Here is a 24,331-nt window from a genome sequence, read left to right on the forward strand (position 1 = left end):
ACTTTCCAAATTAGACAGTAAATTTATCATTCTGTCAATTATTATTAATTCAGTCTGACAAAATAAATATTCTTAGATTTGATTTATCCGACTGATTACGACTAAACTAAAGCCAATTATATTTAGAAATTAGTTTGGGAAATCAAATGGCAGCTAGAAGATTGGGAGGAAGCCAACTTGGCATTGGCGATTATAATGAAAAAGTGGTGCTTTATCATGTCAGACACCAAAAACAGGTTACAAAGGCAGAAATAGCCCGTAGTTCAGGTCTTGCCGCCCAAACGGTTTCGGTTATTGTGAATAGGCTGTTGAAGGCAGGCCTGCTGAAGTCATCAAGCGCCAAGAAGACCGAGAGAAAGCAGGTCGGTTTTCCCGCAAAGCCTGTTATTTTGAATCCTCAAGCAGTATTTTCGATCGGGATAAGCATCGGCAGGCGTTCACTCAGCATCTCGCTTGTGAATTTTTGCTGTGAGATTGTGAAACAGTTCAGCGCCACATTTGAATACCCTAACCCAATGTTCTGCCTAGATTTTATCGAATCTCATTTTCAGAAAATGGTGTCATCGTTGACCATGACGGAACGCGATAGTCTAATTGGAGTCGGCGTTTCCGCGCCCTACGGGCTTGGCGACAGGATGCGCCAGACACAAGGAAAAGATATCCTGACAGACAATTGGAAAAAAATTAACCTCAAAACCTTCATTGAAGGCCTGACCGATTTACCTGTCTTTCTTGAACATGATGTAAAGGCCGCATGTCTGGCAGACATGACGCTGACACCCAAGAATGAAAGGGCGCCATCTTATCTATACATATTTGTCGGAACTGTTCTGGGGGGCGCTATTGTAATTGAAGATAACCTGTTCAAAGGTAGATTTGGCTATGCGGGGGCACTCGGGCCCATGATTACAGGTAGATCCGAGGATGGTAAGCCGCTACCAGTTCTTGATTTTGCATCAACATCCATGATCGATAAGCCCCTTGCACGGCTGGGCACAAAACTCATTGCCGAGTCCTTAAATAATGGCACCGCGGATTCTTGGGGTTCCGACGACAAGTCTAACCTTGCAGAAATAGAAAGATGGCTGGAAACAGCCAGCAGGCATCTCGCCTTGCTGATTATTAATTCATGTTCGATATTGGATTTTGAAACAATTGTGATTGATGGGGATTTGCCTAAAGCCATTGTGGAAGAGCTATGCCACCGCACTGAACAGGAATTGGAACAGATTGATTTTACCGGTCTAATCCGACCAAACGTAAGTTCTGGGAAACTCGGCCACGACTCCTATGCTCTTGGCGCATCATTTTTGCCAATTTACGCAAGATTCGAGCCAACACAGGCTCAGTTTTTTAGTCAGACAAACGATGTCAACAAAATTATCTGACCCACTGCAACACAACAAAGCTCTGCATCGCCTCCACCCATCTATCACCTGTCTGAGGTCCAAGGCGCAACACCCAACCCATTCTAGGCCCCACCCTTTCAGTAAAGTCCAAAACTGATTAAGAAACGCCCTCAGTAACCCTGATCCGTGGTCTACGGTCCATGGTCCTCGGCTCAAGGTCCGAGGATCACGGGCCTATGTGCTTGGAACTTGGCCCTCGAACCACGGAGCTTGGTTCAGGCAAGGTTGCAGGTAAGGTTTTGATAGTTGACCATATGCGATGATATGCTAAGCTATTGTTATAGCTAGATTCAGTTACGGATTGGCGCTGTGGGTAGGCATCGAACTTCTTCCCGAGCGCGCCACTTCCTCCCAATATATTCAGATAGTTACCAGATTACGGTATCAGTCTGTTCTCAGAAAACATCAGTTTTGACACAGATTTGACACAGTAAAAGGTCAAATCAATGGGTTGTGTGCGTAAAAGAGGTAAGTCTTGGAATGCTCAAGTGAGGATTGCTGGATGGAGAAGTTTCACCAAATCATTCAAGTTAAAATCAGATGCTGTTTGCTGGGTTCAACAAACAGAACATCAACTCAAGAACACTTCCCTTCCTTCAGTCGATGTTGGTGACACGACTCTCAGAGAACTTCTTCAGACATATGCTAAAGAAGTATCCTCTCATCTTAAAGGTTCAGAGATAGAAACATACAAACTGAACCTTTATTCCAAACATCCTATTGCAGAAAACAAACTCGTTAATCTTACTCAGAGGCATTTTGAACATCTGCGAGATGAGAGATTAAAACAGGTGAAGTCGGGAACAGTTCATGCCGATTTGATGATGTTTAGAAGAGTATTCAAAACTGCAATACACAAATGGGGATATGGACTACCCAAAAACCCTGTTGAATATCTTCAACTGCCATCACCACACAAGTCTCGCAAACGCAGATTGATGCCTAGTGAAAAAGAACACCTTCTCACCGCCGCATCATTACAACGCAACATCTATATCGCCTCTATAGTTGAGTTCGCGATTGAAACAGGTATGCGCCGTTCAGAAATATTAAAACTCAGATGGTGTGATGTTGATTTAGAGAATGGGTTTGCATCTCTCTATGACACCAAGAATGGTGAAGATAGAAGAGTGCCACTCACCAGACGGTGCATAGAAGTCCTTCAGACGGTGCCACATACTAATGAACAAGTGTTTCCAATCTCCGCCACCTGTCTGCGTCTTGCATGGAACAGAGCACGCAAAAAAGCAGGCATCACTGATTTACGATTTCATGATTTGAGACATGAAGCAGTCTCACGGTTCTTTGAGATGGGAATGTCAGTTCCAGAAGTTGCACTCATATCTGGACACAAGGATGTAAGACAGTTGTTCAGATACACTCACCTCAATCCAGACAATGTGTTCAAGAAGTATGAGGCGTTCTAAAACAGTCCAGAGACATAATGGTAAATGCCATACACGATGACACAAATTACGGCGAGGATGATGAAGAGTGTTTGCAGGAAGTCATGCACTAGCGCTTTGACAAGTTGTTTTGTTCTGACTGAACCAAGAGCGAGATAACAAAGAACTAATGAGACTGGAAAAGAAAACCAAAAGACAGTTGAGACAATCCAGAACTTGATGAACCCCATATCCGTGAATGGATTTTCATCGCCAGTTTTTGTTATCTGGTTTTCGGTATTCATAGAGGTGTCTCTATTGCATTTATAGATTAGGAATTAATTGCCAGTTTTGAGGGGTATATCATGATGCCGTCATAGACTGCAAAGTGTTCCTTCGTTTCCTTTGTGCAGTAATCTCTTGCATCTTCCTGTCACGAACCATCTTCAGTCCTTCATTTAATAGTGCGTTGATAGAAGTTGTCCCCCCATCCAATTCTTTTACCCTCAGACAGTCCATCCAAAGGTCGTAGTCAATTCTTGCGGCGTAATCGTGTGTAATCTTCATTTAAGTCCTTTCTGATTTCTATCCATCTGAGCGTTCTGTTCACCGAGCAGCAATGTCTGTTGGGAAATCTCACCAAACATCTTCACCAGCACCTTTCGTACGGCAATTTCATCTTTTGATTTGATATATTCGTTACCGAGTGTGACGAGTTTCTTACCCGATGCGTCTATGCGTTGTTTGAGTTGATGTATGTCCATACCTCTGTTCCTTTCAGAGGTATTTAGGGGGACAAATAATCTGTTAAATTACAGATGCCCAAACAAAAGGTATATTTTCCCACTCGCTCCTTCTTGTGGCACGATTTATTGGAGAAGGATGCATTGAACAAACAGAACGGTATTTTTCCATATTCAACTTTATGGAGAGTTTTTTTGCCTCTTTGCCGACGAAAATAATCGCTTGAAGACTATGGAGAATCCTAAGTAATTGAATGATTTCAACTATCGCCTCTTTTCTCTCTTCTGGCGTTATTTTTCTTGTTCCATTCCAACCCGATATACAATTCCAAAAAATAGCATCTTTACGATCTATCCCTGCCTTACTTAGGAAGTCCTTTGTTGCTCTGGCGGTGGGATCATTATTGTCCTGACTAATAAAACCAGACCCTTTATTCTTTGGGTCAGTCATTCTGCCTGGTTTTTCAAAAAGAAATAAAACACGAGCATTTTCCTTAGCGTTATTTGCATCAAAGTCTGGCACATAACAGTTTGAGTGCTTCTGCCTCAAACACATTATAAATTCATCCAGCGTATTTGTTTCATGTAATTGTTTACCCATTTAACTTCTCCATAAAATGCTCAACTTTCCTGTCTGGAAACTCAACACGATTACCTTTTGAGCGGTGCTCATAAATTCTCTCCATATCATCCGTATTAGAAGAAGAGAGTGAGTGGTTTTGCATGATGGGGATTGCTATCTTTAGCGCCTGGCAAATGATTTGATTGTCTCTTCCTGTAACTTCATCCATTCATCTCACTCCCTACCAATTCGCTATCGCAACTTTTGCCAATACCAATATCAATGCTATCCCTATGGTTTCCATAAGTGCCTCCAGTCTAATTCGTTAACCACATACTCTTGTATGCGATGTCATAGAGTTTTCTGTCTCTCTCCAGAATTTCGTCAGTTAACCAAACTATAGATTTGTTCGGTCTAGAATGAGGATTGATTTGTTCTAGAACACCAATCGCATCCTGTTCTTTTCCAGCGCCAAGTCTCTTGGCGATGATCGCAAGTGCTATTGCTGATGATCTGCTGATGCCTGCATGACAATGAATCAGAATTGAACCCTCACCAATTCTGTCTGCAAAGGATAGTGCCTGAAGGATATGTTTTTCTTGGGGTTCTATAAAATCATCAAGCGGAACACTTATGTCATCAAAACAAAGAACAAGTTGTTTTGAGTGTTCTGACTCCACTCTAAAGGGGTCTTCAATTCTTGAGTTTTCAATGGTTATAACACCATCGTAGATGGATATATCTGTTTCTCTAACTGCGTCTAATGAACATATATGAATAGGGAATTGTGTTACCAAAACTGTCTCCAAATTAACTTTGGATTATAGCATAAAATCTCATGATTTCATAATGGTAACCCTAATTTAATCATTATCTATAACATTGATTTACAATAAAGTTTTTCTAAATTTGATGTATTAAAATGTCTAGCAACCTCACTGAACCCCTTCTGATTTTATTTTGATATGAACCCACACCAGAACAGTCAAAGCGCACTGGTCGGTGATTGGTCGTGATTCAATCACCACAAATCTGGTTTAGATAGTGCAGACACACACTCAAACTGGATTGGTTGTTCTGGAACAGGAGTGTCATTCAACATCATACCTGTCCAACCAAATGGAAATTGCAATGTGTATGGCGGAACGAACGAGCATCCTATCTCTTCCTTGAACCCGAACCGTCCATAGTAGGCGGGATCTCCATAAACCATTAAAACACCAACACCATCTTTGGTGAGCATTTCTATTCCAGCATTGATGAGGTTTGAACCAACACCTTGTTTCTGGTGTTCTGGAGAGACAGCAAGAGGCGCAAGAATGTATCCAGCGATGCTAGAGACAGATTTCAAAAAGATTGGACTATAGGACACATAACCAATTAGTTGATTATCAACTTCAGCAACTAATGACTTGATTGAAGGACTAGCCACGCTTTTTGCAGCCATGCTGGCTCACTGGCCAGTTGGACCAATGGACCTCGATCAGGTGCTGACTAGGGGTCGTTATGTAGCAACCGTGGCGCTGATGGAGCACAGAGGCGTACCCATTGACACCACAACGCTCGGCCTAATGCGTGACAACTGGCACGACTTCAAACAGGCACTGATCGAAAAGACGGACCAAGCTTACGGGGTTTATGACAAGGGTAGCTTTCGTGTGCATTTGTTCGAACACTACCTCGGGGCAGAGAATATTGCCTGGCCACGCCTTGCTTCTGGTGAACTGCAACTGGATCGTGACACCTTCAAGATGATGGCGTTGCGCCACCCACAGCTTGCAGAGCTTCGTGAACTCAGGAAGACACTGGCCGAGATGCGCGAGATCAAACTCACTGTTGGCCGCGATGGCCGGAACCGCACCTTGCTGTCGCCGTTCAACTCAAAGACTGGACGCAATCAGCCGAGCACCACAAAGTTCATCTTTGGTCTTCCTGCCTGGGCACGGTCATTGATCAAGCCAGAGCCGGGAACGGCGCTTGCCTATCTTGATTTCAGCTCCCAGGAGATTGCGATCGCTGCATGTCTGTCAGGTGACGATGCCCTCTGGCAAGCCTACGCCTCTGGTGATCCCTACATCCAGTTTGCGATTGATGCGGGGTTGGCACCGGTGGGTGCCACAAAGGAAAGCCATAAAGCTGAGCGCGATGCCTGTAAGGTGATCATGCTGGGCGTCCAATATGGCATGTCGGCCTACGGCATGGGGCAAAAAGCCAGCCTGCATGTTCTTGAGGCCGAAGACCTCCTGCAGCGCCACAAGGATGTCTACCTTACCTTCTGGAGGTGGGCAGAGCGGAACGTCAATGCTGGCCTGGCGGGAGTAGAGCTTCATACTGTCTTTGGGTGGAAGATCCGAGCAGGCAAAGGGCGGGATGTAAAGGAGAACACCTTCCTCAACTGGCCCATGCAGGCAAATGGTGCCGAGATGCTGCGCTTGGCCTACATCGCGTTGGAAGAAGAAAGCATCGTCATGTGTGCGCCTGTGCATGACGCCATCCTGATAGAAGCGCCCCTAGACGCGATCGACCAGCATGTTGAAAGGGCCACACACGAGATGCAAAAGGCAAGCGGATGGGTGTTGGGCCGTGGCAGGCAGTGCCGGGTAGATGCCGAGATCGTACGCTGGCCAGATCGCTACATCGATGGGCGCGGCGCCAACATGTGGTCGTTCATCCAGTCTCACCTTGGTGAAGAGGTGGCGTAATGGCTCGAGAAACCAAAGAGCGCCTCAGTTCTGCCTCGCAGCAGCGACATGCTGCCCGTCAGAAAGCGCGGGATCAGCTGTTTCTAAAAGGGCCAGTCACATTCCTTTGGATGCGCAGCCATATACCCGATGCCGCGTCGCGGCTAATACTAGTTGCAAGGGCGTTTGTTGCTATCGAAGATAGCCCCAGGATTAAGCTCACCAGAAAGCATTGGGAGTGCGCTGGCATCACAGATAAGGACACTCGATCACGCGTAATAGCCAAAATTAGGCGTGAGTGTCCCGGCATCTATCTGGATACCCAACAAGGCCGATGCACCTACATTGAGTTCAAGAGTCTATGACGGGAAGCTATCCCGCCAGTGCTTGTCGAGCAGTCCGCCCGCAATCAACTCGCGCTCCATTTGACGGAGTTCCTTCCTGATTGCACGACCCTTAGATACATTCTCACGACGCTTCTCAAGCTTGTCCTTAGTGAATTTGCCATGATGAAGATTTGCCGCCGAGATCCGATCACGTCCTTCCTCGGTCCTCGGACCAGTACTGGCACCGCCATGCAGTCTACAACGCCCATTCTTCTTGTTTGCAGGACGCTGGCAGTCCGTTCCCTGTCGGGTCTTTGCTACACAACGTTGTCCAGGCCAATCAGGTCCAAAACGCCATTCTATCCCGATGTTAACGTTGCCTTTTGTAAGCATGAATTATACCCCGTCTATAGGGTGCTATTTTTCCACAAAACGTAGCCCCCATCGAGGCAGGTGTAACCAAGTAATAAGGGAAAATATGCTAGGTTCAAGGTCCAAGGGCCGGGAACCGCGGGTCTGGGTGTTGTGTCTAATTATTCAAACCTTTGCGCAGAGTAGGCACTTAGATTTACATTTGGTCGGTGATCACAAATTAGTTGCGCCGTAAGCTCACCTGATGCTGGTGACATCATCAGTCCAAAATGAGAATGGCCAAAATTGAAATATAAACCGGGGTGATTTTCAGGCGCATCAATCATTGGCAAACTATCGGGAAATGACGGCCTACGCCCCATCCAAAAGGATACCTTTTCTTCGTTTAAACCAGGAAAGGCCGCTTTTGCTAAACGGGCAAGCCTCATCTTATGTTGCTTCGAGGGAGGTGCGTCAGGAGGTGCAAACTCGGAATGCCCTGCAACACGCAAACCAGATTCCATAGAACTAGCGATAAATTTAGCATCAACATCCATAACGGAATTATTGAGTTCAATGCCAGGTGCTGAATATTCAACATGATAGCCTCGTTCTGACATTAAAGGTATTTTAATAGGAAAATCGGCTAGCAGGTTGGAGCTCCATACGCCAAGACACACAACAATCCTCTCAGCTTGAAACGCTTGCTTTCCGCAATCAATTGTCCAATTCAAACCGTCTCTTCTAATATTCTTAATTTCAGCCCTAATGAATTCAGCTCCAAGTGAGCGGGCTTTTTCTGCCAAAACAGCGGCAACTCGGCCAGGCGAGAGCACGCGTCCAGTTCCCTTTATAACAACTGCTGCTCGGAATTCAGGCCCAAGAGCTGGTTCAATTTGGGAAAGACTGTCCTGACCTATTACTTCCATATCCGCCCCTTTTGCCAAGCGAATTTGATGATCCAATCCGTTTAATGTCGCCTTGCTACCATCGCGGAAAGCTTGAATATACAAACTTTCCGTGAGTAGTTTTTCTTCTCCAGTGCCACTTAAATGCTTTTTAAATAATTCGATCGAGGGACTGCAAAGCTCAGCCATCGCATCCGCAGCTTCGCGAACCCGACTTTCTTGGCTTTGACGGGCAAAGTGAAGGCCCCATGGTATCATATTTAGAAAAGAGCCAGGATGTATTGAGAGGGGCTTCCTGTAACCCAGCATCAACTTTGGAACTGATTTCAAGATGTCAGGCATAGCTTGCGGTATAAAAGACCATGGTGACACAACACCGGCGTTGCCATATGACGTAGCCTGCCCCGGTTCACCTTTGTCTATCAGTTTAACTGTAACACCTCTGTGTAAAAGGGATAGAGCCGTGAAAATCCCTACAATTCCCGCCCCTAAAATCACGACAGGTGTATTTGGATCAATTTGTTGCACATTACTCATATTAAGCCTTTAAGTATGAAAATTCATCACGTTTAGCCCGAAGGCATATACCTAATCTTTCACGGAACCCAGCCGATTTGAAAAGAGGATAGACTTCCCAACAATCTTTGTTTGGTTAACTTGTTTTAATTTGGAAATCTGTTCCTTGGCAAATAAAACCACGCTCCGACGACTTTGCCAACCCATCAAACGCCCGCGATCCGAGAGTCGCAGACAGTGCCATTATAGCCCGCACCCCTCTATCGAATGACCAAATCTACCTATATGATAAGTTATTGATATTATTGGAAACAGTCCTGAATTTGACTTACGATAGGCATCGAACTTCTTCCCGAGCGTGCCAATTTTCTTTAAAATTCTAATATCCTAAATTTGTGGCACGTTTGAAAAAATATGTTTATCAGCGCATTTATTTCTGATGATGAACTACGGTAATTTACGGTACTACCAAACAACATTGGCTTGCTATTATCTGACGCTTAACCTTGAAAAGGATAGCTGAATATGTCTGTTAATTTATAGTGTCATGGTTAGCTATTTGTTCCAGTGTGATTGGCTTAATGGGCGAGCGAATACGATAATAGCCAATCTCAGCAGGGGACAAACCACGCGTATCAGCGATCAGATTGACGACAGTCATCCCACAATATCGTCCCTGGCAATTACCCATACCACAGCGTGAAAAGGCTTTGAGCTGATTAGGTCCAAGGCAGCCAAGCCGTACTGCGTTGCGCACCGTGCTAGCAGTGACTTCTTCGCAGCGGCATATAATAGTTTCATCATCAGGTACGCTATACCATTTTTTGGGCTTATAAAGCCTGTCGAGAAACGCACGGATAGACCGAAAGCGCCGATGTTTACTTAGTGTTGCAGCCAGAATAGATGCTTCAACCGACTCACCTTGATCCGTCAAAACTGCCATCGCGGCAAGTTGGCCAGATAGCTGGGCAGCATCAGCACCCAGAATCCCAGCGCCATCTCCGGCAATATAAATCCCTGACTTACTAGATCGACCCATCGCATCTATATCAGGATCTAGACAGTGATTAGCCTCATTCCAACAATGCGCTAGTCCTAATGATTGAGAGAATTGGATATTAGGATGCACACCAGCATGCACCAAAACATGCCCAGCTGTGATCTTATGCATCTTCCCACCACAAGAAAACGCGACTCTATGCTGTCCAGCCTCGCTAGTGATACTGACATCACTGACTGCAGTGTGGCGGCGAATACCTGCGCTTGATAGCTTGCGAAGCATGCCAGCACCTTTCAAAAGATAGGCAATAACAGTAGAATTAAGACGAAGATGGGGAAAGGCATAGAGATAATCACTGATTGTTTGGGTTTCCAACAAAGCCTTTGGCGGCGTTCCCATTTCCAGCATTTGCGTTGCTACCAAATACAACAATGGGCCAGATCCAATGAGCACCGACTCGGCGGGAACATGCCTAGCGGTTTTCATCAGAATCTGCGCTGCCCCAACCGTCATCACGCCTGGATTTGTCCATCCGACGATCGGCATGGCACGTTCCAACGCGCCCGTAGCTAGAATAACAGCATCAAACAGGCGACTATAACTAATCTCACCAACTGACCAGGCTATTTCCCTATCTTCCGTCACCGACCAAACAGTAGCGCCCTTTATATGGGTAAGTCTTTCATTATCTGCGACAGTGTTAAAACGACGAACGAGGTCACCACCAGCGGCATAGTCACTGCCAAATATTCTTGCATCTTGAGACGCCATTTGCGCGGCATGGCGGTAAATTTGTCCACCACCCATGGACTGTTCGTCAATTAGTGTGATTTCATGATTTGTCTCAATCAACGTCAATGCTGCCATCATTCCGGCTGGGCCGGCACCGATAATCCCTACCTGCATTCACCCATTCCCCAACTTTGTTTGTGCCGGTTGACGTTCCACATGCATGCCATGTTCTGCCTGTGTCATACAGCCTTGCCGATTGGGACGACCATCAATAACCAAAAGGCAATCAAAACAGGTACCCATCATGCAAAACGGGCCACGTGGCAAATCGCCAACCTGCGTTTGACGAAAGTGAACCACGCCAGCTCGCACCAGAGCGGCGGCTACACTCATCCCTGGCTCAAACAGCACCTTTTCATTATCAAAATGGAAATACTGCTCAGACATTGAAGCGATCCTCGCTAAAAGCGCTCAGGTCTGGTGCACTTTCCGCACCAACCAGCCAACGGCTAAGATTGCGGGAATGTGTTGCCGACAAGGTAATGCCACTGTGACAGGTAACCAGAAAAGCGCCTGGCATTGTTTTAGAATGTTGATAGACCGGCAGACCGTCAGGCGACATCACACGCAAGGCACCCCAAGAACGTACCAGCCGAAGCTGAGCCAATTTTGGCATTATCTTAATCGCCTTGCTGGCGATGCGAGCCATCTGCGCCTGCGTTTCATTGTCGTTAAATCCAACTTCTTCTTTTGAGTCACCGATCTGGATGGCGCCTTCATTGACTTGTCGTATCGTTACTGATGGGCGGTTTATTACTGGGGGTAGCTTTTCAGTAACCAATACCTGGCCGCGTTGTGGGCGGACAAGTCCTTTAAATCCAAACATGGGGCCCAGCACCTTTGCACCAAGTCCAGCGCACAGAACAACCTTTGCCGCACTCACCTCAAGACCCTTTTCTGTCTGCAGATGAAAGCCATCACCATTTTGGCTCACCGCCGTCAACCGTTCGCCTAGATAATGAGCCAGCCCGCGCTTTTGACAGGATTCAGCCAATGCCTGCAAAAGCTGTAAAGGATTGACATGCCCGTCATGTGGGTAAAAGGTCGCGCCGACTGTTTCACCATCAACCATCGGTTCTTCTTTTCGAATGTCTTCAGCGCTAAGCACTTCAACCGGATAGTCACCACCCAAAGCCTTTTTCAATGATTTGAACTGGTTTAGACGCTCATCCATAGCTTCAGGATCAGAAAAATATTCATATCCACCAGTTTGCTGAAGACTTACCTCGATGCCGGTGTCTTCAGTCAGATTGGCGACAAATTCAGGATATTCGCGCACTGCCATCTGTGACCAAGCTGCATAATGCGGCGCATTTATACCTTTGCCTTGCACCCAGACAAGGCCGAAATTACCACGTGAAGCGCGAAAGTCGGTATCCGAACCATCAAGACATATCACGGACTTTCCGCGACCAAGCAAGCCATGAGCAACGGATAGGCCGACAATCCCACCACCAATGACAACAAAATCAGCCTCTGTCCGCATCAACAACCTCGTTAAGGACATCAGCATCTGTCTCACGCAAACACGATGACTGATGCAGCGCTTGTGCTTCACTCAGTGGCTTGAAACTTTGCCAGCATGCATCTTTTGCATAGGGGCACCGAGGTGCGAATTGACATCCCTGATGCGTGTTCACCGGCATCGACAGATCACCAATAATCTTTGGTATCCCGCGTTCAATAGTGGGATCAGGAATCGGCACCGCCGAAATCAGCGCTTTCGTATAAGGGTGTTTAGGATTGGTTAGAACATCTTTGGCCGAGCCTATTTCGACAGCCTGCCCAAGATACATAATCATGATCCGGTCAGCAACATTGCCCAGAATAGACAAATCATGCGAAACATATACACATGAAAACTTACGCTCAGCAGCCAATGTTTTGATCAGCGCTAAGATGTCAGCCCTGATTGACACATCAAGCATCGATAATGGCTCATCAGCAAAAACAATGTCTGGCTCCATGACTAATGCTGCCGCAATACCAACCCGCTGACGCTCGCCGCCACTAAGCTCATGCGGGAATCTTTTCATAAAACGATCGGGGTCAAGACCTACAGAGTGAAGAATTGAACGCACCTTATCCTGAATCACATCTTCAGGCCAAAGTTGCAACGCCCGCGGCCCTTCAGCAACCGCATCACCTATCTGGAAACGCGGATTGAGAGACTCATAGGGATCTTGAAAAATGATCTGAACCGAACGACGAAATATCTTTTTGGCCACGTCATCCATTGCCGCTAATGACTGACCACGATGGACAACAACACCATCAGTCGGGGATAGCAAACCAGCTGCAATCAAGCAGGTTGTGGATTTTCCACAGCCAGATTCACCAGCAATACCAAGAATTTCATTCTCATGGATTGCCAAATTCATCGCCTGTACAGCACGAATACTTCGCGCTGGTTTGCGGGTGACAATATCACCAAGCTTACGTGGCAGGAAAAATTCCTGCGATACATTTTCGAGGCTTAGGATATCCATGTTGTTTTTTCCTTAGCCAGTTTTGCCAGCTTCTGGCGGTCATCCGAACGCAAACAACTTACAACATGGTTGGTGCCAGTCATCGTAAGTGCCGGAAAGGTCTCACGACAGCCATCTGCAGAAAATGGACAACGCGGTTCAAACCAGCATTTATTTTCTTCACGCATCATCACTGGAGGCGAGCCGGGAATCGAAATCAATTCCTTGCCAAGCTCGCGAATTGATGGAAATGCATTTGTTAGTCCCATCGTATAGGGGTGAGATGGATCCTTAAAAAGATCCATTGTTGGCGCAATTTCAACAAAGCTACCGCCATACATAACGCCAATGCGCGTTGCAATTTCTGACATAATCGCGATGTCATGAGATATGATCATCATCGAACAATGTGTCTCATTCTTGATCCGACGTAATGTCTTGAGGATTTTATCCTGAACCAGCACATCAAGGCCAGTTGTTGGCTCATCCATGATGATCAACTGTGGATCAAGCGCCAGCGCCATTGCAATCATTGCACGTTGGCGCATGCCTCCAGAAAACTGATGTGGATAGCTGTCAAAAAGGTCTTTTTGCAAACCAACACTCTCGAAAAGATCATTTACTTTGGTGCGCGCTTCCCGTTCAGACATCCGCACATGCGCGCAAATTGCCTCGACAATCTGCGGGCCAACCTTGTAAACGGGGTTCAGTGAATTCATTGCACTTTGCGGAACCAGGGCAATCTTCTGCCAGAGGATAGATTTACGGAAATCTTCCATCGGCATCTGCAATAGTTCGTGCCCCTGAAAGTTAACCGAGTCCGCTACAACCGATCCATTCCGCGCAACCAAACGCAGTAATGCTTTGATCAAACTGGATTTACCACAGCCGCTTTCCCCAACCACACCAAAAATTTCATTTTCCTGGAGCTGGAAAGACAGCCGGTTTACCGCGTGAATTTCTTGACCATCCATGCGGTACGTCACGCCGAGGTTTTGTACATCAAGCAACATCGCTAGCGTGTCTCCCTCAAGCGTGGGTTGGCATATTCCTCATAGGCACGGCTAATAAAGACAAGCGATGTCACCAGTGCAACAATGGAAATGGCTGGCGGCAGGAACCACCACCATGCAACACGCGTCTTACCCGAAAGCCAAAGCTCATAGAGCATTCCGCCCCAACTGATTGTATCGCCATCGCCAAAGCCAAGGAAACTGGCACTAGCCTCGGTCACGATCGACCAGGCAATATTGAAAGATGTATAAAGTAGCAACAACGGCAATACATTCGGCAGGATGTGACGGTAAATTATCCGCAGATGGCTACATCCACGTGCACGCGCCGCAGTCACAAACTGACGCTGTTTAATCGAAATTGTCTGCGCTCTAATAACCCGTGCCGAGGTACGCCAAACAATCAACGCGATGGCAAGGATAACAAATTCAATTTTCCGTCCAAAAAGTGAGATCAGGATAATCACAAAAGGCAGGAAGGGCATACCATAAAGAATGTCAGTACAGCGCATTAAAAATTCATCAACTAGTCCACCATAATAGCCAGCAATCAAGCCGATATTTGCCCCAATCATGATCGAGATGAAGCCAGAAATCAGGCCAATCATCACCGTTGTCCGCGTTGCCATAATCATCTGCGATAACAGATCATAACCAAGATGTGTTGTCCCTAATGGGAACTGCATTGACGGACCCTGTAACATGGCCAACTGGCCAGTCTGTGCGTCATACTGCATTTCCCAGACGGGATAAGGCGCGATCAACGGTGCCAATAATGCAACGGCAAAGAAGAACGCAACGACCCAAAAGCCAATATACCCATAGGTATTTGAGGTCATGATTTTGTACTGCCTGTAAAGTGTACTAAAAACACTTCGCAGTCGGTTGCCTATTTTGTGCATCCTAACTCTCCAACCTCGCTAAACAATAATTATCAATCTTGTCGCGGTTTATCTCGACGCCAAGGCCAGGTTTATCTGGCAGAGCGACAGTGCCACTTGTTTTCCAATCGGCAAAATCTGTGATGTCATCTGACGTCCGCTGAACCGACATAAAGGCGTGGCCAAAATCAACCACATTGGGGGTCACACACCCCAGATGCAAGGCAGCCGCTTGGGTTATGCCAAGTTCAATCATGCTATTCATCATGATTTTGACGCCATGTTTCGCTGCCAGTTTCGTAATTGCTAACCCCTCGGCAAGACCACCATTTTTTGAAATTTTGACGCTGAAAATATCGGCGCCTTTTACCTTAATAATCTGCTCGGCATCAGCAAAACGTTTCAGGCTCTCATCAACCGAAATAGGATTAGGTGACAAGGCGCGTAACTCATGAATACGGCCATAGTCATCAGCAGCGATTGGTTGCTCAACTAGTGCCAGTGGCAAATCAATTGTATGGCGCATGAATGTACTGGCCTCTTCAAAGCTCCACCCTTGGTTTGCATCAACCATCAGGCGCGCATTTTCAGGCAGTTTTTCATAAACATCATGCACGCGCGCAATATCTTCATCCACGGGGTTGCTACCCATCTTCAACATGAATGTGCGATAACCAAGATCGTATTTTGGGGTTATCACATCCATATCCTGTGCAGACGTTCCGGACGATGTTGGCCACAGGCTCGGCAAAGACTGATGATGCTTTTCACCCAGCATTTTCCATACAGGTATATCGGTCAGTCGACCCTTGAGATCGTATGCGGCAACATTGATGGCGCTTTTCGTGGCACCGCACAAACCTGCCAGAGAAGCTCCCGAAATCAGATCTCCCAACATCGTGCCAGGCAGACTCTTAACGCCACTATCGGAGAAATGATCCATGACATCATCACAAGTATCACCAGTGAACATGACACCGCCAGGGTCGGCCTCACCCCATCCTGAGACGCCATTAGCCAGCAATTCCACCACCACAACCTCGCTATGCGTCGTAGTAGGATAAATCTTGGAAAGGTAATATGGATTAATCAGCGGAATGCTAACCCGGTAGACTCGTACAGCTTCAATAGCGATTTGATCAACTTCTGTCATCTCTGATCCATCCCTGATTTAGACACTTTGATGCGTGGATCCAGATAGCAATAGGCGATATCCGTCAACAGGTTCAGCGTGATTACCAGAACGGCAAGCATTAGAAACGTTCCCTGTGCCACCGGATAATCATGCGATGCTGCCGCTTCCACCATCAATTGCCCCATTCCTGGCCAGGAAAATAGCGCTTCAACCACGACCTGACCACCAATAGCAAAACCCACCATGATCGATCCAAGTGTCACCACGGCAAGCAAGGCGTTTCGCGCGGCATGTTTGATCATAACCACTCGTGAGGTCAGACCCTTAGCGCGCGCTAACTCGATAAAGTCGCTTCCAAGAATTTCCAGCATGGAATCCCGCATCACCAACATCGGCGTTGTAATATAGCAAAGGCTAACCGTAATAGTGGGTAACACGATCCGTTCCCAAAATCCGGACATCATTAACATGTCCAATACGCCGTCAGGGCGTTGACCTGGTGGATACATTCCCCCCGTTGGAAATAGACCAAGATTATAGCTAAGCAACATCAAAAGCAGTAATCCGGTGACAAAAGGCGGCGCTGCCTGAAACACCAGTCCAGAGACAGTGCCAATGACGTCAATAGCGCCATTACGATGCCACGCCATCAAAATGCCTGCACCGATACCAATTACGAGGGTAAAACACATGCCTGCAGACATTAGCAAAACTGTATTCCAGAACCGGTATTGAAGAATGTCCATCACTGGTTGAGACGTAACAAAAGAGCGTCCCCAGTCAAAGGTAACAAGATTTTTCAGATAGATCAGATATTGGTGCCAAAGCGATTTATCGAGACCAAACGCTTCTTTCATACGCTTTTGCACAGATTCATCCATGGCCGGACTGATTACCTGCATAGTAGCGTCACCTGGCAACAACCGGAAAATAATGAACAAAATGGATGCAACGGCAAAAATCGTAAGGATTGTGTAAAAAAGCCGCCTAAGGAGATATTCAGCCACGCTCGGGTCTCCAGAAATATTTGTTATAAAGTATGAATTAATAAATATGTAGTCTGGGAAGGCAGGAGACAAATCTGCCACCTGCCCAACACATATTTTGACAACTACGCTTCCCGTGATTAGCCCGGGTAATGCAGTGTGCCGGAGGAATCCCAGCTATAACCAGCTTTGGACAAGATATCTTTGGCCAGCTTAACATTATTTGCCCGTGGCTTGATGGCAGCTTCATGCCAATACTCATTAGCAGGCGCGATGGTCGAACCACCATTTGTGGCAAAGCCCGACATAATCACTTCACGAATGACATCCCGCGGCACGAGGTGATCGACAGCCTCACGGAAGGCGCGATCCTGCAACGGACCACGCGTATGGTTGAACATAAAGCCGTACCAACCATGACTTGCATAACCCTTACCAACTATACCGTTGATCTTGTTAAGATCCTGCACCAATGTTGGCTTGAGAATATAGCGCGTACGGTCACATTCACCTGCCTCGATGGCTGCTGCCATCGCATCATGGCTGCCATAGGTAATCCGGATCATGCCCGCACATTTTGGCTTGGCAAAATGCTGATCAAAGGCTGAAACCTTAAGCTCCTTACCGCGATCCCAATAGTCGAACCTGAATGGCCCACTTCCAATTGGGTTGTCATTGGCAAAGTTTAGAACATCGTCAACACCCGCTTTTTCTGGAATGTCCTTCCAGATATGCTGTGGGATGATGAAAATTTGCGCAAAGAAGTTGATCATCAAAGGCGCATGAGGCTCAGACAGCTTGATACGCATGCTGTTAGAACCAGTAATCGACATATCTTCAAATTTTTCCAAAGATGAGATAAAGAATGGCGCCTTCCACTTTTTATAATACTCAAAAGTGAATTTGACATCTTCGATGGTTACAGGATTGCCATCATGGAATTTCATTCCATCACGCAACACAATATCAATGGTTGTGTTATCAACAGCTTTAACCGATGTCGCTGCCCATGGCACCAATTCACCATTCGGTCCAACTTGAATCAAACGGTCATAGATAGTCCGAAGTTCTTTAAACTCGTTTGAGTCCGTAACACTTACTGGGTTTAGGTTTTTCAGCGCAGATGTCTGACCATTGCGGACATAGCCGTCACCTGATTTGACAGACATGTTCAAATCAGTCCACAAGCTACCAATTCCTTCACCAAGCTGAGGCACAACGCCATCAAGACGATCTTCACGATAAGCATTGGTCATGCTGGGGTGAACAATAGGAGATGCGGCCACGTCTTCATATAGCTTCCGCTGCATCGCTTTAACGATTGTGCGGCGCTTTTCCACATCCATCTCTTTTTGCTGCATATCGCCCATTTCATTGATCGATGAGTTGTTATAACCCCATTTGTTATAGTTGCCATCTGTGTGGAACATCATCCGGGTAAAGGTTTCAGGATCAACACGGTTCGCACGTCCAGTCCAGCGGACGATGAACATATCAAAATCTTTCTCCTGAAACACCTTGTTAATGCCCATATTGTAATCTTCGGCGGCAAGTGTCACATCCCAGCCGATTGATTTACAGGCTTGGGCGATCAACCGACCCATTTCTGGACGAACCGGATCAAAGCTAGCATTCGAAGTCAGTAGGTTCATAGGTTCCACCGGCTTACCTGCGGCCCATGCAAACTTCGCCATGGGAATAGTTGCCGCAGCAACGCCCAGACTTGTTGAGGCCTTCAAGAAAGACCGTTTAGAATAATCAATTGTCATTATATTCCTCCCCTTGCTTTTCGAAACCATTCGAAAAGACGGTTATCGATTGTCTCAATGTATGGCGCTTAGTCATGCATTCTTGACTATCAGATGTGTTTTTAATAAATTCAATTTAATAATTTTGCTATATCTATAGATTTTATTAATGATAACGATACAACAACTTCGCTTTTTTAATGCTGTAATGAAGTTCGGCTCCTTGTCTCAAGCAGCGGCAGCTGTAAACCGAACGCAACCAGCCGTATCTTCGGGCATCAAGACGCTTGAAGATATGCTTGACCTGACACTTTTTGAGCGCACGGGTGGTAAACTTGTCCCGACGGCTGAAGCGCATTTCCTCTTGGAACGAAGTGAAGACCTAATTAACAGGCTGGATGTTACCGAGGAATTACTAACCACAGTTAGAAAAGGTACCGTTGGTGATTTGCGCATTGCCTGTCTGCCATCGGCAGCGCAATTTTTGATGCCCAGGATATTAGCTAACTATATTGCTGAACGCCCTGACGTCAAAATTTCTTTCATGGCACGCACTTCACCAACCACTCATGAATTGATTGCATCGCAGCAATATGACCTAGGTCTAGCTGAACCGCGGCGCGATCTTGCTGGCGAGTCCTATTTCATCGAAGAATATAAACTGCCTGGTTTTCTGGCTATCAATGCCAATATAAAGTTGGCCAATCAGAAGACCATTACGCCGCAGGATCTTGATGGAATGCCCTTTGTTGGTCTTTACGGCGACCATTATACAACCAAGCAGATTAAAAACACTGTCGAACAATATGGTGGAAAATTTTTCCAGCGCGTTGATTTGCAAACGGCGATTTCCAGCCTCCTTTTTGTCGAGCGCAACATTGGTTACTCCTTTGTTGACTCACTCACGAAGTCAAGCTACGAGCTCATCAATTCATCGCAAAAAAACATAGTTTTCTATCCATTTACGCTTGAGCACGGTGTCCGAGTAGCGATGTTGGTTCCCAAATTTCGACTTCGATCAGCCCTTGCCGATTCTCTGAAAGTGGTTGTGCGTGAAGCAATCGTCTCAATGGGGGGTGTGGCTGTTCCAGACGCTTTTTAAGAGATGACGCTGCCGGCAATAAAAGATCCACTATAAAGCCCACTGCTTGGATAAAGGTTTGTAGCGCAGCCTTTTTGAGTAGTGGCGGCCTACGTGGTCTACTGTGCAGCTTTTTGAATACGGCTTAACTGATGCCTACCAGTTTGATGCTTATGCTCAACTATGAAAAAATACTTACAGCGGAGTGATCTGTCAAACTAAAAAAATATAAGTTATTGTATTTATATAATTATACAGGATTATATGGGGCTACATGAGATGTTATGCAACTATATACAACTTCGCAGCACTGGTCTGTCGCGGGTTTCCAAAAAAACTATCCCCCACCGCCTCTGCCAACCTATCAAAGGTCGGGGGTCCGAGGCGCAACGCCCAACCCATTCTAGGCCCCACCCTTTCAGTAAAGTCCAAAGCTGATTAAGAAACGCCCTAAGTAACCCCGATCCGTGGTCCACGGTCCATGGTCCTCGGCTCAAGGTCCGTGGATCACGGACCTATGTGCTTGGAGCTTGGCCCTCGAACCTCGGAGCTTGGTTCAGGTAAGGTTGCAGGTAAGGTTTTGATAGTTGACCATATGTGACGATATGATAAGCTATTGATATAGCTAGATTCAGTCACGAATTGGCGCTTCGGGTAGGCATCGAACTTCTTCCCGAGCGCGCCATTTTCCAAAAAATGTTCCGCAATTAACGCAAAAACAGTCGTTCTGTTATGAGATCATTCTGATAAGTCAAAGTAACAGCATGGCCTTTGGGTCACTATGATCTGTGCAAGCCATTATATGCGGGGGCTCAAACCTCACCCTATCAAAGATTGTCGCAATATGCAAAATTACACTATCTTTTTTGTATTCTTTGAATAATAATGTAATTTATATATAGAATTTAAATAAACTGCGAATTACGACAAAATGAATCTTGATATTATAGCGCGTGCCAATACCCAGATTTGGACGACGCGCACAATCGCGTTCGAACTTTATGGTTCTGATACGCCAGCTAACATGAAGAAGACAGAGCGTTGGCTTGCTGAACAAGGCTTGAACTTCCCCCTACTTGATGAAACCACACTTCATGATGAGCACCAGCGTAGCGCTAAAGTTAAAGTCACCGAACATATTATCAAAACAGCACGCAGAAAACGGCACTCTGTTTTATTTTTAACCATGCACACCCTTATATCAGGAACGACGGTTCTTTTTGCCAATGATGGCCGTAAAGGACGGCGCTGGATTTTTCTTGAGGGAGCAGATCTTACACATCAAGCATTAGAGCCAGCGTTGAAACGCTTAGCTTTGGGAGAAGACAAAAACACCATTATTGTGCCATCCGGCGCGATGGTTGCTGTTTGCCGGTCTCTTTGCCGTGTGTGGCGATGCCATCAAATCAACCTTGGCAATGCCCATGAATTGCGCTTGGCTTTGGAAGTTTACGCACATGGGCATGATGACATATATGCTTATGTGGATGAGACATTACGTCATCAACCGTCTGCCGAAATAACCCATCTTGATCGCCTTGAGGCAGAAGCCATTTACATTATGCGCGAGGTGATTGCCGAAGCGGACAACCCTGTGATGCTGTATTCGGTGGGCAAGGACTCTCAGGTTATTCTGCATTTGGCGCGCAAGGCATTTTACCCAAGCCCCCCACCTTTTCCCCTTCTTCACATCGATACGCGCTGGAAGTTTCAGGCGATGTACGATTTTCGCGATTATATGGCGCGTGATAGTGGCATGAATTTGCTGGTTCATACAAACCCCGAAGGTGTTGAGAAAAACATCAATCCGTTTGATCATGGCTCGGCGATCCACACAGACATCATGAAAACCATGGCGCTAAAACAAGCCCTTGAGCATTATAAATTCGATATGGCTTTTGGCGGTGCCCGACGTGATGAAGAGGCGTCACGCGCAAAAGAACGCATGTGCTCATTTCGTACAGCCGCACATCGCTGGGATCCCAAAAATCAACGCCCCGAGCTATGGCACCAGTATAATTTGCGCAAACACGCAGGCGAGAGCATCCGTGTCTTTCCCATTTCAAATTGGACTGAATTAGATATTTGGCAATATATCTACCGCGAACAGATACCGATTGTGCCGCTTTACTTCGCGGCTGAACGCCCAGTTATTGAACGCGATGGCATGCTTATCATGGTTGATGATGATCGCTTAGAACTCCATAAAAATGAGACGATTCACATCAAGAAAGTACGGTTTCGGTCACTTGGTTGCTATCCCTTGGCTGGCGCAATGGAGTCAGACGCTGACGATTTGGCTTCGATTATAATAGAGCTTGCCGACGCCAAAACAAGCGAACGCCTTGGTCGTGCCATCGATACGGATTCTTCGTCATCAATGGAAAAGAAAAAGCACGAGGGCTATTTCTAATGGACAGTCAGCAAACAAGCATTGCGCGCGCAAACCAATATCTAACTGAGCAGACAAAACTGAGCACACTTCGCTTTATAACATGCGGTAGCGTTGATGATGGTAAAAGCACACTTATCGGCCGCATATTGTATGAAGCACAGATACTTTTCGAGAATCAGATCGAAACCCTGAAAAAAGAATCGATGAAAAGCGGCACACAGGGTAATGAAATCGACTTTGCACTGCTGTTAGATGGGCTTGAAGCCGAGCGCGAACAAGGCATCACAATCGATGTTGCCTACCGATATTTTACCACTAAGCGGCGGAAATTCATCGTTGCCGATACACCAGGGCATGAACAATATACCCGTAATATGGTGACTGGTGCCTCTACCGCTGATGTCGCGGTAATCCTTGTCGATGCCCGCAAAGGCATTCTTGAGCAAACCCGCCGGCATTCGATAATTTGTTCAACCCTTGGCATTAAACGCATTGTTCTGGCTATCAACAAAATGGATCTCGTGGATTATGATCACGATATCTTCGATCACATCGAAGATGATTATCGAACCTTTGCCGATCAGCTTAATTTTGAATCCATCACCCCTATCCCGATATCGGCTTTAAAAGGTTGTAATATTCTCCAACCGGCCACGCAAACTGAGTGGTATAAAGGCCCAACCCTAATGGGGTTTCTTGAGGCTGTTGAAACGCGCCAGCTTCTGACAGATGATCCCTTCCGTATGCCTGTACAGTGGGTCAACCGTCCCAACTTGGACTTCAGAGGCTTCGCTGGCACAATTGCGGCTGGCCACATAGATGTTGGGCAGAATGTACGCATTCTTCCTTCAGGCGAGACTGCAAACATAAAAGAGATTTTGCTGTTTAAAGATTCACTCGCATCTGCTGAGGCAGATCAGGCTGTCACACTCACCCTGGATCGAGAGGTGGACATATCACGCGGTGATCTTATCGTTGCCGCAGATGCGCCCGCCGAAATTTCTGATCAGTTTGAAATAGAACTTATGTGGATGGATCATGAACCTGGATATTCAGGTCGCTCATATTTTTTGAAACTTGGCACATCTCTTGTCAGCGCACAAATCACCGACATTAAGCATAAGATCAATATAAATACCTATGAAAAACTATCTGCAAATAAGCTTGAACTTAACGATCTCAGCGTTGTAACGCTAAGGACAGACCACCCCATCCCATTTGAAAAATACGAGGACTGTGCTGGCCTAGGAGGGCTCATCTTAATCGATCGCATAAGTAACCAGACGGTTGCTGCGGGGATGATAAAATTTGCGCTTCGGCGTGCCCGTAATGTGCATATGCATAAACTCGAAATTGATAAACCATCACGCCAGAGGCTAAACGGGCATAAAAGTAAAGTGATCTGGTTTACCGGGCTTTCAGGTTCAGGCAAATCAACAATTGCAAACGCGCTAGAAGTAGAACTCCATAGCAGGGGTATTCGTACCTATATCCTTGATGGTGATAATATACGCCATGGCTTAAACAATGATCTTGGTTTTACAGATGCAGATCGTGTTGAAAATATTCGCCGGATTAGCGAAGTCGCCAAATTGATGGTGGATGCTGGTATTGTTGTCATCACAGCTTTCATTTCACCATTCAAAGCTGAACGCAATATGGCGCGCGCTTTATTTGAAGATGACGAATTTGTAGAAGTATTTGTCGATACGCCACTTGCACTAGCCGAGTCACGTGACCCAAAAGGTCTTTATAAAAAGGCACGCAAAGGCGAACTACCGAACTTTACCGGAATCGACAGCCCTTACGAGGCACCTGAAAACCCAGAGATGCGGGTTTATACAGACACACAAGACCTAGATGTGATTGTAAAATCACTTATGGCGCAGATGGACTTATAATTGGTTTGATTGCCACTCATCGGTAAATAGACATACATATTCGATACAGC

Annotated in this window: 22 protein-coding genes; 6 read left to right on the forward strand and 16 right to left on the reverse strand. The window is 46.3% G+C overall.

Annotated features, from left to right (window positions below; genetic code table 11):
* Window positions 1-146 precede the first annotated feature (146 nt).
* Together SAR116_RS07820 and SAR116_RS07825 are read left to right on the forward strand one after the other, a co-directional pair.
* Window positions 147-1,388, forward strand: coding sequence for an ROK family transcriptional regulator (locus SAR116_RS07820; RefSeq protein WP_013046383.1), 1,242 nt, complete (start codon window positions 147-149; stop codon window positions 1,386-1,388).
* Window positions 1,389-1,855: 467 nt separating this feature from the next.
* Complete coding sequence (locus SAR116_RS07825) at window positions 1,856-2,836, forward strand: site-specific integrase (RefSeq protein WP_013046384.1); 981 nt, start codon at window positions 1,856-1,858, stop codon at window positions 2,834-2,836.
* Between the two features lie 521 nt (window positions 2,837-3,357).
* Here SAR116_RS07825 and SAR116_RS07840 read toward each other — a convergent pair.
* From SAR116_RS07840 to SAR116_RS07860, 5 genes are all read right to left on the reverse strand, one after another.
* A complete protein-coding gene (locus SAR116_RS07840; RefSeq protein WP_013046386.1) occupies window positions 3,358-3,558 on the reverse strand; it encodes a hypothetical protein in 201 nt (66 codons plus the stop codon).
* 43 nt (window positions 3,559-3,601) lie between these two features.
* Window positions 3,602-4,138, reverse strand: a complete 537-nt coding sequence (locus tag SAR116_RS07845) for a uracil-DNA glycosylase family protein (protein WP_013046387.1) — start codon at window positions 4,136-4,138, stop codon at window positions 3,602-3,604.
* Window positions 4,131-4,328, reverse strand: coding sequence for a hypothetical protein (locus SAR116_RS07850; RefSeq protein WP_041860853.1), 198 nt, complete (start codon window positions 4,326-4,328; stop codon window positions 4,131-4,133). The genes SAR116_RS07845 and SAR116_RS07850 overlap by 8 nt, the downstream gene beginning before the upstream one ends.
* A gap of 88 nt (window positions 4,329-4,416) precedes the next feature.
* Window positions 4,417-4,896, reverse strand: coding sequence for a dual specificity protein phosphatase family protein (locus SAR116_RS07855; protein WP_013046388.1), 480 nt, complete (start codon window positions 4,894-4,896; stop codon window positions 4,417-4,419).
* 224 nt (window positions 4,897-5,120) lie between these two features.
* Entirely contained in the window at window positions 5,121-5,546 is a 426-nt protein-coding gene (locus SAR116_RS07860) for a GNAT family N-acetyltransferase (RefSeq protein WP_013046389.1), read from the reverse strand.
* 124 nt (window positions 5,547-5,670) lie between these two features.
* On the opposite strand from SAR116_RS07860, the gene SAR116_RS07865 reads away from it, so the two are divergent.
* Window positions 5,671-6,801, forward strand: coding sequence for a DNA polymerase (locus SAR116_RS07865; RefSeq protein WP_190275432.1), 1,131 nt, complete (start codon window positions 5,671-5,673; stop codon window positions 6,799-6,801).
* Window positions 6,802-7,139: 338 nt separating this feature from the next.
* On the opposite strand, the gene SAR116_RS13805 is transcribed toward SAR116_RS07865, so the two are convergent.
* The 11 genes from SAR116_RS13805 to SAR116_RS07925 form a co-directional block, all read right to left on the reverse strand.
* Entirely contained in the window at window positions 7,140-7,499 is a 360-nt protein-coding gene (locus SAR116_RS13805; protein WP_041860855.1) for an HGGxSTG domain-containing protein, read from the reverse strand.
* Between the two features lie 140 nt (window positions 7,500-7,639).
* A complete protein-coding gene (locus SAR116_RS07880) occupies window positions 7,640-8,902 on the reverse strand; it encodes an NAD(P)/FAD-dependent oxidoreductase (protein WP_041860856.1) in 1,263 nt (420 codons plus the stop codon).
* A 511-nt stretch (window positions 8,903-9,413) separates the two neighbouring features.
* On the reverse strand, window positions 9,414-10,787 hold the full coding sequence (locus SAR116_RS07885; RefSeq protein ID WP_013046392.1) for an FAD/NAD(P)-dependent oxidoreductase: 1,374 nt from the start codon (window positions 10,785-10,787) through the stop codon (window positions 9,414-9,416).
* Window positions 10,788-11,060 carry a (2Fe-2S)-binding protein gene (locus tag SAR116_RS07890; RefSeq protein WP_041860857.1) on the reverse strand — a complete coding sequence of 91 codons (273 nt, stop codon included), beginning with the start codon at window positions 11,058-11,060 and terminating at the stop codon, window positions 10,788-10,790.
* Window positions 11,053-12,159, reverse strand: coding sequence for an NAD(P)/FAD-dependent oxidoreductase (locus SAR116_RS07895; RefSeq protein WP_013046393.1), 1,107 nt, complete (start codon window positions 12,157-12,159; stop codon window positions 11,053-11,055). The genes SAR116_RS07890 and SAR116_RS07895 overlap by 8 nt, the downstream gene beginning before the upstream one ends.
* On the reverse strand, window positions 12,143-13,162 hold the full coding sequence (locus SAR116_RS07900) for an ABC transporter ATP-binding protein (protein WP_013046394.1): 1,020 nt from the start codon (window positions 13,160-13,162) through the stop codon (window positions 12,143-12,145). Before SAR116_RS07900 ends, SAR116_RS07895 begins: the two co-directional genes overlap by 17 nt.
* A complete protein-coding gene (locus SAR116_RS07905) occupies window positions 13,150-14,154 on the reverse strand; it encodes an ABC transporter ATP-binding protein (RefSeq protein ID WP_013046395.1) in 1,005 nt (334 codons plus the stop codon). Before SAR116_RS07905 ends, SAR116_RS07900 begins: the two co-directional genes overlap by 13 nt.
* A 2-nt stretch (window positions 14,155-14,156) precedes the next feature.
* A complete protein-coding gene (locus SAR116_RS07910) occupies window positions 14,157-14,993 on the reverse strand; it encodes an ABC transporter permease (RefSeq protein ID WP_238531133.1) in 837 nt (278 codons plus the stop codon).
* Between the two features lie 64 nt (window positions 14,994-15,057).
* Window positions 15,058-16,188, reverse strand: a complete 1,131-nt coding sequence (locus SAR116_RS07915) for a mandelate racemase/muconate lactonizing enzyme family protein (RefSeq protein ID WP_013046397.1) — start codon at window positions 16,186-16,188, stop codon at window positions 15,058-15,060.
* Window positions 16,185-17,177 (reverse strand): ABC transporter permease, encoded by a 993-nt coding sequence (locus tag SAR116_RS07920; protein ID WP_013046398.1) that lies wholly within the window; start codon window positions 17,175-17,177, stop codon window positions 16,185-16,187. The genes SAR116_RS07915 and SAR116_RS07920 overlap by 4 nt, the downstream gene beginning before the upstream one ends.
* A gap of 119 nt (window positions 17,178-17,296) precedes the next feature.
* A complete protein-coding gene (locus SAR116_RS07925; RefSeq protein WP_013046399.1) occupies window positions 17,297-18,925 on the reverse strand; it encodes an ABC transporter substrate-binding protein in 1,629 nt (542 codons plus the stop codon).
* 148 nt (window positions 18,926-19,073) lie between these two features.
* On the opposite strand from SAR116_RS07925, the gene SAR116_RS07930 reads away from it, so the two are divergent.
* From SAR116_RS07930 to cysN, 3 genes are all read left to right on the forward strand, one after another.
* Entirely contained in the window at window positions 19,074-20,006 is a 933-nt protein-coding gene (locus SAR116_RS07930; protein ID WP_013046400.1) for a LysR family transcriptional regulator, read from the forward strand.
* Between the two features lie 910 nt (window positions 20,007-20,916).
* Entirely contained in the window at window positions 20,917-22,398 is a 1,482-nt protein-coding gene (gene cysD / locus SAR116_RS07935) for a sulfate adenylyltransferase subunit CysD (protein ID WP_013046401.1), read from the forward strand.
* Window positions 22,398-24,281, forward strand: a complete 1,884-nt coding sequence (cysN, locus tag SAR116_RS07940; RefSeq protein ID WP_013046402.1) for a sulfate adenylyltransferase subunit CysN — start codon at window positions 22,398-22,400, stop codon at window positions 24,279-24,281. The genes cysD and cysN overlap by 1 nt, the downstream gene beginning before the upstream one ends.
* Window positions 24,282-24,331 lie beyond the last annotated feature (50 nt).

This window comes from Candidatus Puniceispirillum marinum IMCC1322 (assembly GCF_000024465.1).
Lineage (GTDB): Bacteria > Pseudomonadota > Alphaproteobacteria > Puniceispirillales > Puniceispirillaceae > Puniceispirillum > Puniceispirillum marinum.

What these genes read in the sequence shown, in the direction of transcription:
- SAR116_RS07880 (WP_041860856.1), bottom strand. Translation starts at nt 8,902, where the DNA reads ATGAGTAATGTGCAACAAATTGATCCAAATACACCTGTCGTGATTTTA.
- SAR116_RS07890 (WP_041860857.1), bottom strand. Translation starts at nt 11,060, where the DNA reads ATGTCTGAGCAGTATTTCCATTTTGATAATGAAAAGGTGCTGTTTGAG.
- SAR116_RS07850 (WP_041860853.1), bottom strand. Translation starts at nt 4,328, where the DNA reads ATGGATGAAGTTACAGGAAGAGACAATCAAATCATTTGCCAGGCGCTA.
- SAR116_RS07905 (WP_013046395.1), bottom strand. Translation starts at nt 14,154, where the DNA reads ATGTTGCTTGATGTACAAAACCTCGGCGTGACGTACCGCATGGATGGT.
- SAR116_RS07865 (WP_190275432.1), top strand. Translation starts at nt 5,671, where the DNA reads ATGCGTGACAACTGGCACGACTTCAAACAGGCACTGATCGAAAAGACG.
- SAR116_RS07900 (WP_013046394.1), bottom strand. Translation starts at nt 13,162, where the DNA reads ATGGATATCCTAAGCCTCGAAAATGTATCGCAGGAATTTTTCCTGCCA.
- cysN (WP_013046402.1), top strand. Translation starts at nt 22,398, where the DNA reads ATGGACAGTCAGCAAACAAGCATTGCGCGCGCAAACCAATATCTAACT.
- cysD (WP_013046401.1), top strand. Translation starts at nt 20,917, where the DNA reads ATGAATCTTGATATTATAGCGCGTGCCAATACCCAGATTTGGACGACG.
- SAR116_RS13805 (WP_041860855.1), bottom strand. Translation starts at nt 7,499, where the DNA reads ATGCTTACAAAAGGCAACGTTAACATCGGGATAGAATGGCGTTTTGGA.
- SAR116_RS07925 (WP_013046399.1), bottom strand. Translation starts at nt 18,925, where the DNA reads ATGACAATTGATTATTCTAAACGGTCTTTCTTGAAGGCCTCAACAAGT.
- SAR116_RS07915 (WP_013046397.1), bottom strand. Translation starts at nt 16,188, where the DNA reads ATGACAGAAGTTGATCAAATCGCTATTGAAGCTGTACGAGTCTACCGG.
- SAR116_RS07820 (WP_013046383.1), top strand. Translation starts at nt 147, where the DNA reads ATGGCAGCTAGAAGATTGGGAGGAAGCCAACTTGGCATTGGCGATTAT.
- SAR116_RS07930 (WP_013046400.1), top strand. Translation starts at nt 19,074, where the DNA reads ATGATAACGATACAACAACTTCGCTTTTTTAATGCTGTAATGAAGTTC.
- SAR116_RS07840 (WP_013046386.1), bottom strand. Translation starts at nt 3,558, where the DNA reads ATGGACATACATCAACTCAAACAACGCATAGACGCATCGGGTAAGAAA.
- SAR116_RS07910 (WP_238531133.1), bottom strand. Translation starts at nt 14,993, where the DNA reads ATGACCTCAAATACCTATGGGTATATTGGCTTTTGGGTCGTTGCGTTC.
- SAR116_RS07860 (WP_013046389.1), bottom strand. Translation starts at nt 5,546, where the DNA reads ATGGCTGCAAAAAGCGTGGCTAGTCCTTCAATCAAGTCATTAGTTGCT.
- SAR116_RS07895 (WP_013046393.1), bottom strand. Translation starts at nt 12,159, where the DNA reads ATGCGGACAGAGGCTGATTTTGTTGTCATTGGTGGTGGGATTGTCGGC.
- SAR116_RS07845 (WP_013046387.1), bottom strand. Translation starts at nt 4,138, where the DNA reads ATGGGTAAACAATTACATGAAACAAATACGCTGGATGAATTTATAATG.
- SAR116_RS07885 (WP_013046392.1), bottom strand. Translation starts at nt 10,787, where the DNA reads ATGCAGGTAGGGATTATCGGTGCCGGCCCAGCCGGAATGATGGCAGCA.
- SAR116_RS07825 (WP_013046384.1), top strand. Translation starts at nt 1,856, where the DNA reads ATGGGTTGTGTGCGTAAAAGAGGTAAGTCTTGGAATGCTCAAGTGAGG.